Origin of the sequence: Coprococcus sp. TF11-13, from assembly GCF_003481085.1 — a bacterium.
In the GTDB taxonomy this organism is placed as follows: Bacteria; Bacillota; Clostridia; order Lachnospirales; family Lachnospiraceae; genus Coprococcus; species Coprococcus aceti.
On sequence record NZ_QUKK01000003.1, the window covers coordinates 233,484 to 250,595 of the forward strand.

The 17,112-nt window shown below is 43.5% G+C and carries 17 protein-coding genes; 15 read left to right on the forward strand and 2 right to left on the reverse strand.

The annotated features are described in order from the left end of the window. Positions 1-33 precede the first annotated feature (33 nt). The 15 genes from DXD11_RS07620 to DXD11_RS07690 all read left to right on the forward strand — a co-directional run bounded on the left by DXD11_RS07620 (position 34) and on the right by DXD11_RS07690 (position 14,776). The gene (locus DXD11_RS07620) at positions 34-252 is read left to right on the forward strand and encodes a cation transporter (protein WP_055146474.1); all 219 of its coding nucleotides are present in this window, start codon (positions 34-36) and stop codon (positions 250-252) included. Between the two features lie 108 nt (positions 253-360). Next, positions 361-2,274, forward strand: coding sequence for a heavy metal translocating P-type ATPase (locus tag DXD11_RS07625; protein WP_118758094.1), 1,914 nt, complete (start codon positions 361-363; stop codon positions 2,272-2,274). Between the two features lie 11 nt (positions 2,275-2,285). Continuing rightward, positions 2,286-2,651, forward strand: a complete 366-nt coding sequence (locus tag DXD11_RS07630) for an ArsR/SmtB family transcription factor (protein WP_022216672.1) — start codon at positions 2,286-2,288, stop codon at positions 2,649-2,651. Between the two features lie 185 nt (positions 2,652-2,836). Then, positions 2,837-3,208 (forward strand): GntR family transcriptional regulator, encoded by a 372-nt coding sequence (locus DXD11_RS07635; RefSeq protein ID WP_022058324.1) that lies wholly within the window; start codon positions 2,837-2,839, stop codon positions 3,206-3,208. An 85-nt stretch (positions 3,209-3,293) separates the two neighbouring features. Further along, the gene (locus tag DXD11_RS07640) at positions 3,294-4,211 is read left to right on the forward strand and encodes an ATP-binding cassette domain-containing protein (RefSeq protein ID WP_243105835.1); all 918 of its coding nucleotides are present in this window, start codon (positions 3,294-3,296) and stop codon (positions 4,209-4,211) included. A gap of 41 nt (positions 4,212-4,252) precedes the next feature. Then, positions 4,253-4,906, forward strand: a complete 654-nt coding sequence (locus DXD11_RS07645; RefSeq protein ID WP_118758096.1) for a hypothetical protein — start codon at positions 4,253-4,255, stop codon at positions 4,904-4,906. Between the two features lie 92 nt (positions 4,907-4,998). Next, positions 4,999-5,658 carry a hypothetical protein gene (locus DXD11_RS07650; protein WP_118758097.1) on the forward strand — a complete coding sequence of 220 codons (660 nt, stop codon included), beginning with the start codon at positions 4,999-5,001 and terminating at the stop codon, positions 5,656-5,658. 289 nt (positions 5,659-5,947) lie between these two features. After that, the gene (locus DXD11_RS07655) at positions 5,948-6,631 is read left to right on the forward strand and encodes a YjjG family noncanonical pyrimidine nucleotidase (protein ID WP_118758098.1); all 684 of its coding nucleotides are present in this window, start codon (positions 5,948-5,950) and stop codon (positions 6,629-6,631) included. A gap of 104 nt (positions 6,632-6,735) precedes the next feature. After that, positions 6,736-7,605, forward strand: a complete 870-nt coding sequence (gene metF, locus DXD11_RS07660) for a methylenetetrahydrofolate reductase [NAD(P)H] (protein ID WP_015533832.1) — start codon at positions 6,736-6,738, stop codon at positions 7,603-7,605. A 78-nt stretch (positions 7,606-7,683) separates the two neighbouring features. Continuing rightward, on the forward strand, positions 7,684-9,714 hold the full coding sequence (locus DXD11_RS07665; RefSeq protein ID WP_118758099.1) for a glycosyltransferase: 2,031 nt from the start codon (positions 7,684-7,686) through the stop codon (positions 9,712-9,714). A gap of 27 nt (positions 9,715-9,741) precedes the next feature. After that, entirely contained in the window at positions 9,742-10,179 is a 438-nt protein-coding gene (locus tag DXD11_RS07670; protein ID WP_015533834.1) for a GatB/YqeY domain-containing protein, read from the forward strand. 13 nt (positions 10,180-10,192) lie between these two features. Continuing rightward, positions 10,193-10,753 (forward strand): NUDIX hydrolase, encoded by a 561-nt coding sequence (locus tag DXD11_RS07675; protein WP_055146459.1) that lies wholly within the window; start codon positions 10,193-10,195, stop codon positions 10,751-10,753. Positions 10,754-10,781: 28 nt separating this feature from the next. Next, entirely contained in the window at positions 10,782-11,174 is a 393-nt protein-coding gene (locus DXD11_RS07680; RefSeq protein WP_117550643.1) for a hypothetical protein, read from the forward strand. A 71-nt stretch (positions 11,175-11,245) separates the two neighbouring features. Continuing rightward, positions 11,246-13,834 carry a YfhO family protein gene (locus tag DXD11_RS07685; protein WP_118758100.1) on the forward strand — a complete coding sequence of 863 codons (2,589 nt, stop codon included), beginning with the start codon at positions 11,246-11,248 and terminating at the stop codon, positions 13,832-13,834. A 6-nt stretch (positions 13,835-13,840) separates the two neighbouring features. After that, positions 13,841-14,776, forward strand: a complete 936-nt coding sequence (locus DXD11_RS07690) for a cysteine-rich small domain-containing protein (protein ID WP_118758101.1) — start codon at positions 13,841-13,843, stop codon at positions 14,774-14,776. 53 nt (positions 14,777-14,829) lie between these two features. Here DXD11_RS07690 and DXD11_RS07695 read toward each other — a convergent pair whose 3' ends face one another. Next, complete coding sequence (locus tag DXD11_RS07695) at positions 14,830-15,639, reverse strand: DUF1963 domain-containing protein (protein WP_242992679.1); 810 nt, start codon at positions 15,637-15,639, stop codon at positions 14,830-14,832. Between the two features lie 102 nt (positions 15,640-15,741). Then, on the reverse strand, positions 15,742-17,052 hold the full coding sequence (locus tag DXD11_RS07700; RefSeq protein ID WP_118017352.1) for an MATE family efflux transporter: 1,311 nt from the start codon (positions 17,050-17,052) through the stop codon (positions 15,742-15,744). Positions 17,053-17,112 lie beyond the last annotated feature (60 nt).

The window sequence follows — 17,112 nt, forward strand, 5'->3', positions numbered from 1 at the left end:
AGAACAACAGAAATAATAAAAAAGGAGATAAGGATTATGAAGAAGTATAAGATTGAAGTTGATTGTGCAAACTGTGCAGCAAAGATGGAGGAGGCTACAAAGAAGGTAGCAGGTGTTAAGGATGCAACAGTGGCATTCATGGCACAGAAGATGAGCGTTGAGTTCGACGACGGAGCTGACGAGGCTGAGGTTATGAAGAACGTACTTAAGGCTTGTAAGAAGGTTGAGCCTGACTGCGAGATCTTTATGTAACCAAAGGCGGTTATGCATGTGCATGCTGACTGCCGGATTATGGTATAGCAGGTTGTTTAGTCACGGCTAACTGTGAAAGATCTGTGCTCTATCAGATAGGAGGATGTTATGACAAAGAAACAGAAAAAAGTGCTCAGAAGAATTATAATATCGGCGGTTCTTCTGGTTGCCATGGCTGTCACATTTACGGTGCTTGACAAGACCGGGATGGTGGATCTTGAGAATCCGTCAGTTATGTGGCGATGTATAGAGATCGTGGCGTACCTGATTCCATATCTCATCATCGGTTACGATATACTTAAGAAGGCGTTTCTCGGAATCATACACGGAGAAGTATTTGACGAGAATTTCCTCATGGCGATTGCCACTGTAGGTGCCATGGTGCTCGGTGAGTACAAGGAGGCATCAGCGGTTATGCTGTTCTACCAGATAGGCGAGCTGTTCCAGAGCTACGCCGTAGGCAAGAGCAGGAAGAATATTACCGCACTTATGGATATCCGTCCTGACTATGCGAACATAGAGAAGGATGGCAAGCTTGAGCAGGTAGATCCTGATGACGTTCAGATCGGAACAGTCATAGTTGTACAGCCTGGAGAGAAAGTACCTATCGATGGAAAGGTTGTTGAGGGAGTTTCATCACTCAACACCAGTGCCCTCACAGGTGAGAGCGTACCTAGAGAGGTTCATGTCGGCGATGAGATTATCAGTGGATGTGTCAACCTCACAGGACTTATCAAGATCGAGACATCCAAGGAATTTGGAGAGTCAACTGTATCAAAGATCCTTGATCTCGTTGAGAACTCAAGCATGAAGAAGTCCAGATCAGAGAACTTCATCACAAGATTTGCAAAGTATTATACACCGGCTGTATGTATAGCAGCACTTGCACTTGCAGTGCTTCCGCCATTGGTAAACATTATCATGGGTAATCCTGCAGCATGGTCCAAGTGGATCATCAGAGCACTGACAACACTTGTTATAAGCTGTCCATGTGCACTGGTAATATCCATTCCACTGAGCTTCTTTGGAGGAATCGGCGGAGCTTCGGCAAAGGGTATTCTGGTCAAGGGTTCCAACTATCTTGAGGCTCTCTCATACACAAAGTATGTCGTGTGCGATAAGACAGGAACACTCACAAAGGGTGTGTTCCAGGTTACAGAGATACATCCTGAGGGAGGAATGAGCGAAGCTGATCTTCTTGAAAAGGCAGCGCTGGTCGAGAGCTATTCCAACCATCCTATCAGCAAGAGCCTGAAGGAGGCATATGGCAAGGAAATCGACAACAACAGGGTCACAGACGCAAAGGAGATCAGCGGACACGGTGTGTCAGCGGTTGTTGATGGTCATGAGGTTGCCGCAGGAAATGTCAAGCTCATGAAGCAGATGAACATACAGGCAGCGGTTCCTACATCGGTTGGAACAGAGATACATGTTGCCGTGGATGGAAAGTATGCAGGATATATTCTCATATCAGATGTTGTCAAGCCAAATGCAAAGGAGGCTATAAGTGGTCTCAAGGCAGCAGGCGTGGAGAAGGTAGTCATGCTCACAGGTGATGCGAAGAAGGTTGCAGATGCAGTCGGAAGCGAGCTTGGCGTGGATGAGGTGAGAAGTGAACTTCTCCCTGGAGACAAGGTGGATGAGGTCGAGAAGCTCATCGCAGCCAAGGGAGAGAAGGAGAAGCTTGCATTTGTCGGAGATGGAATCAATGACGCCCCTGTACTTTCGAGAGCAGATATAGGAATTGCCATGGGAGCCCTTGGTTCCGATGCAGCTATCGAAGCTGCGGATATCGTCCTCATGGATGATGATCCTGCAAAGATAGCGACAGCCATGAAGATATCCAAGAAGACACTCAGGATCGTACACCAGAACATAGTATTTGCACTTGTGATCAAGTTTGCATGCCTTGCACTGGGCGCAGTTGGATTTGTCAACATGTGGTGGGCAATATTCGCAGATGTAGGAGTTATGATCCTTGCGGTATTAAATGCGACAAGAGCACTGAGCTTCAAAGAATAGGAGGAGACCGCATGGGAGAGATACATTTGCCGCATTGTCACTGCGACAATGAGAACAAGATCATAAAATGCATGCCGTCTGTGGAAGATTGCAGCAGCATGGCAGATATATTCAAACAGCTCAGCGATGGCACAAGGCTCAGGATACTCTGGATGCTGTGCCACCTCGAGGAATGTGTCAGCAACATAGCGGCGGCCATGGAGATGAGTGATCCGGCCGTATCGCACCACCTGAAGCAGCTCAAGGGCAGCGGCCTGATCGTGAGCCGCAGAGAGGGCAAGGAGGTATATTACAAGCTGGCAGACACGGAGACAGCCAGACTTGTACACAAGGTGTGTGAGGAGATGTTCCAGATAACATGCCCGCTTGAACAATAGAATAATATGACAGATAAATCCCCGCCGGTACCGAACAGATCAGTGCCGGCGGGGATTTTTTGCGTGGACAAGGAGATGAAGATATTATTATTTTAGGGTTTAGAGTAAAAAGTTGTTGACACATATCTGTACATAGTGTATATATAACATATAAACAGCTGAGAACAGTTTAAGGAGGTGTACATATGAGACTTTCTCAGAACTCAGGAGTGCCTATATATCAGCAGATAGCAGACAGCTTCAAGTCGGACATTCTGGCGGGCAAATATGCCCAGGGCGAATATCTGCCGTCTATCAGGGGGCTGGCACGGGATCTGAAGATAAGTGTTATCACCACCATGAAAGCTTATGAGCTGCTGGAGCAGGAGGGGCTGGTCACCGCTGAACAGGGCAAGGGCTTTTATGTGAATGCACAGGACAGTGAGATGCTGATAGAGCAGCATCTTCGAAAGGTAGAGGCATCTTTGACGGAGGCCATAGCTGCGGCACGTATTGCGGGGTTGTCGGACGATGAGCTCAAGAACATGCTTGATGCTCTGCTGATGGTACAGGACTGACGATTTGACAGGCAGAGAACAAAGTGGACAGAGAATAGGGAAAAAGAAAGACGTGAAGAGAGTTTAAGGTTTAATGGAGGATTGGATGATGAATTATGACTGCGCTGTAAAAGGGGAGAATATTTCCAAAAAGTTTAAGACATTTACACTGGATATACCTGATTTGAGGGTGCCAAAGGGATTTGCGACAGCACTCATCGGAGAAAATGGAGCGGGAAAGACGACACTTCTCAATATGCTTTCAGGAATAAGGCTTGATTACAAAGGTGAGCTGACTTTCTTTGACAAGTATTCATCGGCGGAAAAGGAGAGAAGGGCGGATGTAAAGAACAGGATAGGCTATACGGGAACAGGCAGATATTACCTTCCACAGTGGACTGTATCTGATGTGGAGGAGATAAGCAGTCTGCTCTTTGACAATTTTGACAGGGACGAGTTCGAAAGATATTGCCGAGAACTTGCGATATTTCCTGATTCCCCGGACGGTGTTGCTCTGAAGAAAAAGTGTTCAGCACTCTCTGATGGAACCAGAACTAAGCTGATGCTTGCCGGGGTTATGGCGAGGGATACAGACCTGCTGCTGCTCGATGAGCCGGCATCGCCTCTTGATCCTCTTATGCGAGACAAGCTGTGTCAGATGATCGGCGATTATATAAGCGACGGAGCGGGGGAGAAGAGTGTATTGTTCTCAACACACAATATATCCGATATGGAGAGTATCACTGATTATGCGATCATCATGGAACATGGGAATGTGGTCGAGTGCGGATTTGTGGAGGACCTGAAGGAGAAATACATACTGATAAAGGGAGATGCCCAGGATGCGGAGGCGGCATCAAAGATCCTTTATACCATGACTAAGAATCCTTATGGCTTTGAGGGAATCTGTCTTGCAGAGAATCTGGACAAGCTTGCAGGCATGAATGTGAGCAAGGAGATACCATCGCTGTTTCAGATAAGTGTGGCGGTCATGAAGAATAATACAAAAATGGTATTAAAGTAAAAACTGCTTAGAGTGTTTCACGTATTTATAGGAGCGTAATTATGAGGATGATAAAGGATTACAGAGCCATTACGAATGGAAAATACCGGCTAGTGTGTAATGTGTTGATACCGATCATACTGGGGGTGATACTGGCATTGATCGATACAGGAGTGAGAAAATATTATGTAACAGCGGTCATGCTCGGTGTGGGAGCGGCGCTCATGACTGCAATCGAGGTTATGGCTGATTATTGGGGATTCGGTGCAATATGTGTGAAGGGCTGCCTTGGAATGGATTATCTGAAGACGTCAACAAAGGGGAAAGCCATGTTACGGAATGCGCTTACGGCGGATCTGCTTGTCCGACCGGCGAGGATCGCGATATGCATGGTGATAGTGGCCGTACCATATGAAATTATGGTGGGTAACCCGGTAAGACTGCTTTGCCTGTCGATACTGCTCACAGCAAATCTGTCGGTGTGGGCGCTGAACATTACGAGATATGTCCAGAATGTTCAGGTCATGAGTCTGCTGTCCATGCTGTCATCAGGGGCATCGGGAGCTGCGGTTATATATATAACGATATCTTCGGGATTGCAGAAGTTTACATGGCTCATAGTTGCAGCACTGGCGGTATTGCTGCCGGTTGGAATATATGTGACGCGCAGACATATGTACCGCAAGGTTGAGGCGTCTTATCTGGATATGGATTAACAGATTGTTGTTCAAGGCTGGAAACGGCTTAGACTATCCGCCCCGCCTGCCGGCGGGAGGAATGATATATATTAGACAAGGAGGATTAAGGGATGAAAGATTTGATACTTGGTTTTAAACTTCTCAGATATGGATATAAGTTAAAGACAAATGTGATGATGCTTATTTTGTTCACTGCAATAGGGTTTGTGATCGAACTGTCATCACACGGAACGAATATGCTGGGTGGTTTCTATTTTATGCTGACTGGAATGTTTGCCTACCAGATGATAATATACATGAATGCATCGGACTATGTGCAGTCAAGCGTGATGAAGAGAAAACTGGAGGTGGGAATGCCAGTGATCGTCAGCACAGTTGTGTATCTTGTACTTTTCACAATACTTGTTGCGGAGAAATATATACTTATCAGAATGTATCCGGAGAATACAGAAAACTATCAGGATACATTGTTTATGATCATATTTATATTGTTCGGAGCTATGATATTCTGCGGTGTATGTTACAAATATTTTGTGGCAAGCTTTATTGTGTTTATGTTGGTGATAATAACCTGCATGTCGACAATCAGTTCCTGGCTGTGTCACCATCATATATCAGAGGTTATAAGCCTTGGGCTTGTAAAACTTGCTGTCCTTGGATATGCGGCCATCCTTTTGGGTGGTGTTATAGAGTATTTGATCAGTTCACTTCTCTACAGAAAACAGTTGTCAGAGTATGCAATGAGCGGACTCAGCAAGAGCATGAAGTAAATGAAAATACAAATAAACTTAATAAAATAGACGGAACAGAGCCGGTTGCGGATTGTGCAGGATTGCCGAAGAGAGGGCGGTCACAGCAGAAGATTTGTAACCGGCTCTATTGCTATTATCTGGTGAGTGGAATATAATATTTAAGAATGTGCGCACTGTAAAAATCCGGCAGCTGCGCATAAGAGTAATGTATAAAATACAGAACCATAATGGCAGACATTGATAAGTCAGCATATGAATTTGAAAAGAAAGATATAAGAAAGATATAAGAAAGATATAAGGAAGTTATATGGTACAGAACATATTGTTTGATCTGGATGAGACACTGCTGGACTTCAAGCGCAGTGAGAGCAGAGCGCTCTCCAATATGCTCAGGCATATAGGGGTGGAGCCTACAGAAAAGGTCATATCCAGATACAGCGAGATCAACAAATCAAGATGGAAGCTGCTTGAACAGGGGCTGCTCACAAGGCAGCAGGTTAAGGAGAGCAGATACGAGATACTTTTTGCAGAGCTGGGAGTTGACTACTCTGCTGCAGAGGCGACAGCCTACTATGAGGATCAGCTCAGCCAGAAGGGATTTGTATTCCCTGATACGATAAAGCTGCTTGAAACCTTGCACGGAAGATACAGAATGTACATTGTGTCAAATGGCGGCTCAAATGTACAGAGCGGACGACTTGCGGACAGCGGTATAGGCAAGTATTTTGAGGATATATTCATATCTGAGGATGCCGGAGAGGAGAAACCGTCCAGAGAATTCTTTGACTATTGCTTTGGTAGGAGACCAGAGATAAAGGCAGATGAGACTGTGATCATAGGAGACAGTCTGACATCAGATATTCAGGGCGGAATAAATGCTGGGATAAGGACGATATGGTTCAACCCTGATGGTCAGCAGGCGGCGGATATACATCCGGACTATGAGGTGAAAAAACTTATGGATATTCCGGCGCTGCTTGAAGAGTTGTAAGCAAAAAAACAAAATTATTTATCGGGACCGGATACAAATGAGTCCGGATATAAATGAGTCCAGATTGAAATAAACAGTAATAGTCAAATATACAGAGGTAGTACATGAAGATAAGAGATTTGATAACACAGGACAAGGCGACACTCTCATTTGAGGTGTTCCCGCCAAAGAAGGATACAGACTTTGCGGATGTTGAGGCAGCGGCGCTTGGTATAGCGGCATTTAAGCCGGATTACATGAGCGTTACATATGGTGCCGGGGGAAGCACCAAGGGGCATACGATCCAGCTTGCCCAGGAGATCCAGGAGAAGTACGACGTGCCGACCATAGCACATCTGACATGCGTGTGTGCCAGCAAAGAGGGCATCAAGACTGCGCTTGCTGACATGAAGAATGCCGGTATAGAGAATATACTTGCTCTCCGCGGCGATATACCGAAGAACTATGATGGACAGGTATTTGCAGAGTTCTCACATGCATCAGAGCTGGTGGAGCTCATCAAGGAGACAGGAGATTTCTGCGTGGGCGGAGCATGTTACCCTGAGGTACACCCAGACTCGGCAAATAAGCACGAAGACATAATTGGGCTTAAGAAAAAGGTCGATGCTGGATGTGATTATCTCACGACCCAGATGTTCTTCGACAACAACATATTCTTTAATTTCATGTACAGAATCAGAGAGGCGGGAATATCAGTGCCGATCATACCGGGCATTATGCCTATAACAAGAAGAGTACAGGTCAAGAATGCTGTCAAGCTCTCAGGTTGTAACGTGCCGGAGAGATTCAAGAGCATAGTCGATGCATTTGGCGATACTGAGGCTGCGATGAGGCAGGCGGGAATTGCATATGCCACAGACCAGATCATAGATCTCATGGCAAATGGAGTGAAGCATATACATGTGTATTCCATGAATAAGCCTGAGGTTGCGGCAGGAATACAGAAGAATCTATCGGAAATACTTAAGATATAAAATTTATTGACAGACCTAGAGTCGGGACATCATGAGGGACAGCAATAGGATGGTGTTCAATGAAAGGAGTATCGGGTTATGAAACCGGTTATATCAGTGATTTTTACAGCCGGAAGCGGTGTGGAGACATGCCGGACAAAGCTGGCTGGCCAGACATTTAAGGAGTACGAGATAATAGAAGCGGACAGATTCGCGGGGATTGAGCGCGCGCATGGAGAATATATACTGTTCGTGGATGGCTCGGAGGTTTATCCAGAGAACATGCTGGAGAAGCTGCATGACGCCGCAGAGCAGAGCGGGGCGGACATGGTGATTTCGAACTGCGAGCTTATAGACAGTGACGGTGGGAAGACCTTCGGAAGAGGTGTACATTTTGAGTGGGTTCACGGCGGAAAGCAGGTGTTTAACTGGAAGGACTGCCGTGGCAGGATCATGAATGTGGTACGACCATTAGTTGGCAATAAACTCTACAGAAAGCAGTTCATAATAGATGCAGGACTGGGCATTTCCGGTTGTGACAGCGAAGCGATATATTCGGCAATTGGAGCTGTAGCGGCGGAGAAGATAGCATATATAAGCAATCTGACATTTTCAAGGAATGTTGTTCCTGAGAGTGAGGCTGAGAAGCTGCCGGATGTTCCGAAGACCGTTGACTGTGTGACGGAGCATGTGAAGGGCATGGCAGACAGGACTGATCTGTGGAATGCTGTTATGTACTTTGCCATACGTCAGTATGTGGACAATTATGAGAAGTATTGCAGAGAACTGGATTCTGCAGAGGGAATAGAGTTTTACGAGAAAGCGCACAGCGTATTTAACAGTGAGATATTTGACGGATTGACAGAGAAGGGACTCAATGATGACAAGTTATTCCGCAAATATTCCATCATAAAGAAACATGATTCATCGGAGCTGAAAAAGCTCAAGACGAGAAGGATAATAGTGTCGCTCACATCCTATCCCGCCAGAATTGCGGGCATAGCACAGATGCTTGAGTCGATATATTCACAGACCAGAAAGGCAGATAAGATCGTTTTGTGGCTGGCGGAGGAGCAGTTCCCTAATAGGGATGACGATCTCCCGGATGATCTCAGAAAGCTGCAGTTTGAGGATAAGCTGGAGGTCAGATGGTGTGATGATCTGAAGCCGCACAAGAAGTATTTCTATGCGCTGCAGGAGTTCACGGACGACGTGGTCGTGACGATAGATGACGATCTGCAATATCCTCCATACATGCTTGAGAATCTGTATATGTCATATTTACAGTATCCAGAGGCGGTATCCGCTGTGAGGACACACTGGATGGTCATTTCGGATAAAGGGCAGCTTATTCCGTACAGGTATTGGATGAAGGAGACGGTTGCCTGTCTGTACAGACCAAAGATGCAGTTATTTGCAACCGGGGGCGCAGGAACTTTATATCCACCAGGAATTTATGATGATAAGTGGTTCGACAAAGACAAGATGGTGGAGATGTGCCTGTGGGCGGATGACATCTGGCTTAAGCTAATAGAGATCATGTCAGGAGTTCCGGTTGTGGCGGCTATGCCATGTGAGGATCTTCGGTACTTACCGGGCTCACAGGAAATAGGCCTTTACCATAAGAATGTGGACGCCGACCAGAATGACGTTCAGTTACAGAAGATAGAGGAATGGCTTAAACCTGAATATGGAGATAATGCACTTGCGAATAAGATTCTTGAATATGATGGAGAGCCGGTAGAGGATGCACTGATCAGGGTATGTGAATGTCATGAAAAAGAACGCAGAGAATTGAGGGATGAGATTGGTAGAAATTCCAGACAATTAAAGAAACGCATTGAAGAAAATGAGCGTGCCTACAGGGAAAAGTCAGAGATAAATGCCAAGCTTCAAAGAACATACAAGGAAAAGTCGGAGATAAATGCAAAACTACAGCAGACATATAAGGAAAAGGCTGACAGGGGTATCCGGATAAAAGAACTTGAGAAGGAGAAATCTGATCTTCAGGCAAAACTTGGAGAACTTCAGGCAGAAAAAGCAGATATTCAGAAGAAATTGGAACAGCTTCAGGCAGAGAATGTTGTTTTGCAAAAGCAGCGTTCAATATGGTATAAAATAAAAAAGTGATAAAAATAAAGAAAGAAGGAAATAAAAATGACACTTGAGAAGTTACAGAAGGATATGATAGCAGCAATGAAGGCAAGGGATAAGGAGAGAAAGGACAGCATCTCATCCCTCGTATCAGCAGTTAAGAAGGTCGGAATCGATAACGGCTGCAGAGACAACATTCCTGAGGATATAGTTGACAGTGTTATCCTCAAGGAGATCAAGTCTGTAAAAGAGCAGATCGATACCTGCCCTGCAGACAGAACAGATCTTCTGGAGCAGTACAAGGCAAGATATGATGTGTTCAACGAGTATGCGCCAAAACTTCTGTCAGAGGATGAGGTGAGAGATATCCTCACAACAAAATTTGCAGATGTGATAGCAACAAAGAATAAAGGCCAGATCATGAAGGCTGTTATGGCTGAACTCAAGGGCAAGGCAGACGGCAAGGTCATCAATCAGGTTGTGGCAGAGCTTTGCAAGTAGAGGAGAAAGTGTTTTGAAATTTGTAGGAATTGAAAAGAAAGAACAGGGAAAGTTCATCACACGATACGATGTTCAGTACGAGACTGTAGACGGAATAGTTAAGAACTATGAGATGATAAGCAGGAATGGAGAAATCACCGATTTCGAGGGACTTCATGGCAAGGCAGCAGATGCGGTGGTCATCATCGCCACAGACGAGGCAGATGAGAGGATCCTTATAGATAAGGAGTTCAGACTTGCTCCGGGTGAATGGGTATATAATTTCCCTGCCGGACTCATAGATCCGGGGGAGACTCCTGAGGTCAGTGCCAGACGTGAGCTTATGGAGGAAACGGGACTTGAGCTGTACGAGATCAGTGACACAATAGGGACAAGCTACAGTGCTGTAGGATTTTCAAATGAGACAAATATGTGTGTTGTAGGCAAGGCGAGAGGCGAGTTCAAGCCGAGCACTTCAACTCTGGAGGAGATCACTCCAGGATGGTACACAAAGGCAGAGGTAAGAGAACTGCTCAAGACTGAGAAGTTTGCAGCCAGAACACAGGCCTTCTGTTATGTGTGGAGCAGACAGTGATATGAGAATGAAAAAGGAGAAATAATCTATGGAAAAATTACCTGGAAAGGGAATGGTGACGGCATCGTCGCTCATCATGCTCATATGGGGGCTTGTAAATGCCGGATATTATGACATTGCAAAGCTTGTGCTTGCAGATGAGCCATCGACAAAGGCTGTCGTATGTGGCGTTGTGGCCGGAATAGCATCGCTTGCAGCCATCATAGGCGGTATATTTGGAATAGCCGGAAGCAACAAGGTTGCAAAGGCGTCTGCCATAGTTGTATGGGCAGCATTTCTGGTGATACTTGCGATAATAAGCGGTATAGTGACACTGGTGTCCGGTGACAGCAAGCTTATAGCCGTTGTCATGATGATCGTTGGAATAGTTGTTCCGGTTGTCATGTTTATGGGGGCCGCGAAAAACAGAACAATCAGATAATTAATTGCTTTTTAGATATTGTCAAGCTATAGATAGTTGATAATAAAGATGTGGATTACAGGAGGAGATTGATGAGTAAGCAAAAAACTCTAAGACAAAAAATGATCATCATTGCATTGGCATTTTTGTTACCGGTTATTATAACGTTGATTGTTATGGCTGTGTGCGGAGTGGTACCATTTGGTAATAAGTCTACGATGATCTGGGATTCATTGCTACAGTATAAGGACTATTATGGATATTTATGGGATGTGTTTCATGGAAATGCAGGTATAGAATATTCTACAGGAAAAGCACTTGGCGGCAGAATGATAGGGATAGTAGCTTATTATTTGTCTAGTCCATTAAATTTGTTTATTGTGTTTTTTTCAAAGACGCAGATACCACAGTTTATGGCATTTATGATTTTGCTCAGAATTGGTTTGTGTGGAATAACAGGATACATATATGTTGATAAAAGGTTCAAAATATCGGTGATACCAGGCCTTGTATTATCATCGTTATATGCACTTATGGAATATAATGTGTATAATTGTAGAAACGTTATGTGGCTTGATGGAGTTATTATTTTGCCATTGATAGCACTAGGAGTATGGAAGTGCGTTGATAAGAAGAAAACGGGGCTGCTATTTACTTCTGTATTCGTTGCAATTTTCTGTAATTGGTACACTGGCTATATGGTATGTCTGATGTCAGGAATATTATTTATTGTTGAATATCTTAATGCAAATGACTTTAGTATAAAAAAAGCGTTGAAAACAGAATGGAAAAGTATATTTAGATATATAGTAACAATGTTATGTGGAGTGTTGGCGAGTCTGTGTATACTTCTTCCTGCGTGTATGGCGCTTGTTGGAGGAATTGCAACAAATAATACCGTTGGATTGAGCCGTATAGTTAATATGGATATAACACAGTTCCTTAGTGGATTTGATGTTGGTGCGAAAGTGAATGCGCAGGATGCACCCCCTATTTTTACGGGAACCATCGTTCTTATTGCTGTTGTTGCATTTTTCTTTAATTCTGCTGTGAAGAAAAAAGAAAAAATCTGTATGGCATGTCTGCTTGCTTTGTTGTGCAGCTGTTATTGTCTTAGAGATTTAGAACTTGTGTGGACAGCCTTTGTTAGAAGCACTTCATACTTCTTCAGATTTAGTTTTGTACTCTCTTTTGTAATGATAATGATCGCTGCAAGAGAGGTTCAATTATGGGAAAAAGACCAGGTATCAAAAAAAGAAGTAGCTTCTGCAATGGGGGTTGTTGCAGTAGGTTTGGCATTTTTATATTATATAAAGAAAATAAATTCACCGCGTAATATAGTCATTATTTATATGGCAATTTTGGGTATAGGGATAATAGTGCTGTTATGTGGTAACAATAGAAAAAATGTTTCCAAGGTAGTATGCTTTGGAGTGGCATGCCTGACTGCGATAGAAGCCGGTTATAATGTGTACATTGCTTTTTCTGAATACAATAATGATGCAAGGAGTTTTTCTGATTACACAGTTGTTGCCGAGAATATAGTCGATAGTCTTAATGAGACTGAGAAGGGAAGCTTTTTCAGATATGAAAATGATTATAATTATCTAAAGACTATTGGAAGAGATATAGCGACGGGGGAGTCACTGCTGTATGGTTATAATAGCATAGAGCATTATAGTTCAGCTTATGATTTTAATGTTGACAGATTTCTAGCTTATATGGGATATTCTGATATCCCTGGGGAGAAGCTTTTTTTACGTGAGACATATTGGAATAGTCCTATGTTGCTGACAGATTCTTTGCTGTCAATAAAATATGTCCAATTAAAGAGTCCGGCATTAGGATACGAGAAAACGGATCTGAAGACTCAGTATGCACAGGTATATAAAAATAAATACGCTTTGCCCCTCGGCTATCCGGTGAATGACGATATAAAGAAGGTTTCATTTGGCAATGATCCATTTGAAAATCAGCAGAACCTGTTATCCGCTATGCTTGGTGAAGAAGTAGATGTATATGAGAATGTTGATTCAGAATATATACATACTGACAAGAATGGTAATGAAGAATGGAAATTGGATGTAAAAAAAGATGGACCGGTATACGTGTTTGTTGATGGAAGCAAAACACATAGTAGATTATATGATAACAATTGTGAGGTATATGTAAATGGCGAGTTGATTCAGAATGCATGTCACAGGTTTGAAATCAACAGCATGTACATTGGTGAATATAAGGCTGGAGATCAAATAGATTTAGTTATAAAGAGAAAAACTAATAGGGACAAGAAGCATACATTGTATGTATCGCAGCTGAATACAGATGTGTTTGAAAAAGCGATCAATATTCTTAATACTGGATATAAAACAGATTTAAAAATTTCTAAAAATAGAATTACTGGTGAAGTAGATGTTGACGATGATACAGAAATACTGCTTTCAATACCTTATGAAGATGCATGGTCTGCTGTTGTGGATGGTAAAGAGGTTAAAATTGATGAGCTTGCAGATACTTTTATGGGAATAAAACTTGATAAGGGTAAGCATACAGTACAAATGGTTTATCATACGCCAGGTTTGAGGCTGGGGCTGATCATGTCACTTGCTGGATTCCTGATTTATGCAGGTGTAGAGATAGTTAAGAAAAAAATGAAAAAACAGAAAAATAAAACGGCATAATATATTATGGAAAATAGTTATAAATTTTTTCAGAATACACAATGTGAGTTTTTCCCGTGTCATAAAGTGGAGAAAGTAGAGAACTTTAATTGCATGTTCTGCTACTGCCCACTTTATCGCGAGGAATGGTGCCTAGGTAATCCTGAGTATGTGATCAGCCGGAAAGGGCAGCGGATAAAAGATTGCAGTAATTGTCTTTTAGTACATCAGCCAGAGATGTATGATATGGTTATTGGACGCCTTCAGAGGGAAGATGAGCTTTTGCATATAGATCTTCGAAAGCTCAAGACTCAGGTGAAAGAACGATTGATGCAGATTACCCATATAAATGAAATAGATGCAGATATGAAGTATGAGCATCAGATCAATATTGACAGAATATTGGATGGGGTTATGAAAGATATGTCTGGATCTTGTGCGGTGGATGTTCTTTTACAGGAATTTGCTCCTGAGTGCATTTGCCCCGGCTATTTTACTTTTTGTGGGAAAAAGATAGAGTGCGGAATATTGACACAGCTTGACATCAGTCTTATTGATAAAGGTTACATTTATGCATTTCATGCACCGGTTGTAGATCTGGAAAACACTGGTTCTGTGCTTGACCAGTATTACATGGAGGCATTTCAGGTGGCATGCATAGATGTCATAAGAGGGTGGCTGCAAGGATATCTTGAGAGAAAGAACAGTGTATATGAGAAGAAGTATTGCAGTCCGTCGTTCGGTCCAGGATACTATGGAATGGGCATGGAGGCAGTACCTGAGCTGCTGGGGCTTATGGATGCATCACAGGTAGGCGTGTCATGGAACGGAGAATGCATGTCGCCGAAGATGAGTCTTGTTGGAACATATCTGATCGCGGGTGAAGATGTGTTTGAGATAGATTCTGATTGCAGAGACTGTATTGGACATAGCGGTGGCTGCGAATTCTGTATAAAGCACTGATTTTATACCAAGTAGGAGCAGGAGTGTTCTGCTCCTACTTAGAATTATAGTTATTAGTCCAAATCGAAACTAAAGACCGCTTTGTCGAAATTGCGGTTCTTTAAATCTTCATCTGAAATGATCCAAAAGATATTCCATAGACAACCAACGTTGTAACCATATTGAAACAGCAGATGAGTTTTTGTGTTTACATCCGGTATATTACCACCCGTAGGATAACCGAATAATTTGTTTCCGTCATACGAAAGATATTCGATATCATAATCTGGAGCAACTTCTTCAAGACGGTCAAATAGGTCACAGTCAAGCACATCTCCCAGTGGCTGATAATCTGTGGTGAGTTCAAACTCGACGGCCTTTTCCTCAAAAGTTTCTGTAAAATACTTTGAATAATATGGAACAGGCGGCTCAGTTCTCTTTAAATTTGACAGGTCGCCATTGTACCAGATCACCTTGTGATAAGCCGAATTTTCGGGGGCGTCAGCAACGCTTTCAACCCATTTGTTGGTCTGGTGAATTGAGTCGATTTCTCCGCTCCAGAAAAAATATAAAATACCCGTGTGCGGAAGCTTGTTTTCAATATCTAAGTCGGCAATGTCCGCAAGATTGATTTGAGCAACAAGCTGCATTGCTGATTTTTCGTACCGCTCAGTGTCATCTCCGCGCTTGCAGGAATAGCCCGACATTGTGGGATATGGAATTTCGGGCGGAAGATCGGGAAAGCCGCCGATTTTACTTGTGCCTTTTGCAATTACATTTTCCTCATCCTTCATACACATTTTAATAGTATTTTTTCGGTAGTCTTTAATACTTTCTGCAATATCAGTGTGTCCTTCTTTAATAAGGAATTCAATCAAATCCATTTCGTGCATTTTCGCCTTATACCCCCTAATCTCTATTTGTTAAAGTCAACACATCCAGTATATCTCATATCGCCTAATTTGCATACACATGTAATGGACATCCTACCTTTTAGATTCCCGTGCCAGAAATACAAGACTGACGGTAAGTGTCACAGCCTCGGTCGCAGGTGCAGCAAACCACAAACTGTTGCCACCGGTCAAAACTGGGAACGTCAGTATACACACGCTGCTGAGTATGATGTTTCGGAGCAGTGATATACACAGCGACTGCCCGGATTTCAGTATGGCCTGGAGATAGTAGGAGGTCATCAGGTTGATCCCAAATGGCACAAATGCAAAGAAGTACGCTCTGACACCAAGATCGGCAATGACACCAAGGCCTTCATTCATATCTATAAATACATTGCACAATGTTCGTGGAAAAAGTATTCCAATAAGTGAGAACAGTGCACCCATGATCAGGATGGTTGTGTAAGCCATTCTTTTTATGGCGTTTATTCTGCCTATGTTATTTGCTCCGTAGTTGGTCGAGATCACAGGCTGCACAGACTGACCAACTCCTGTGAACAGAGAATTGAACAGGATGACGCAGTTGGAGATGACGCTGTATATGGACAGGGCATCCTCGCCGCAGTACTTCAATATCTGTATGTTAAACAGCAGTACTATAAATCCATTTGCAAATTCATTGAAAAAGCTCGGGATACCGGCTGTCACGATATTCTTCATGCTGTTCAGGAGCCTGTGTGGCATTATGAAACGCAGCTCATTCTTCTTGCTGAGAAAATGCGATGAGGCGACAAGTACCTGGATCATCATACCGATAACAGAGGCAAGTGCGGCTCCGCCGATTCCCTGCTTCAGCGGGAATACCAGTATGATGTCCATCACGATATTGAACACTCCACCCAGCAGGACTCCTGCCATGGCGCGGTTCGGATCATTGTCAGCTCTCACAAATATAGCTACGAAGTTGGAAAATACTGCAACCGGCAGGAACATATTTATATAGTGCATGTATGACATGGCATATGGGTATAGAGTGGCATTTGCACCCATGAGCCTCAGCAGTGATGGCATACATGTTACGTACAGTATCCACAGCAGTGCGGTGATTGCCGCGATCATCATGAATGACACGGTGAAGTAACGGTTAGATTTCACTGTGTTGCCACTTCCTCTGTGCACGCTCATCTGTACTGATCCACCTACGCCAAAGAGAATTCCGGTTGACATAAGTATGCACAGCAGAGGCGTTGTGATGCTCAGAGCGGCCAGGGCATCAGCTCCAACACCTTTGCCGATGACGATGGCATCAGTCAGGGTGTATATGGACATGACCATGGCACTTCCAAGGGAAGGAATGAGGAATTTGAAGTAAAGCTTTTTCAGATCGTCTTTTAATAGATTCATTTGTAAATCTCCTTAATAAAAAAAGTTTATAATTGAAAAAATGAAAAGCATATGATCGCG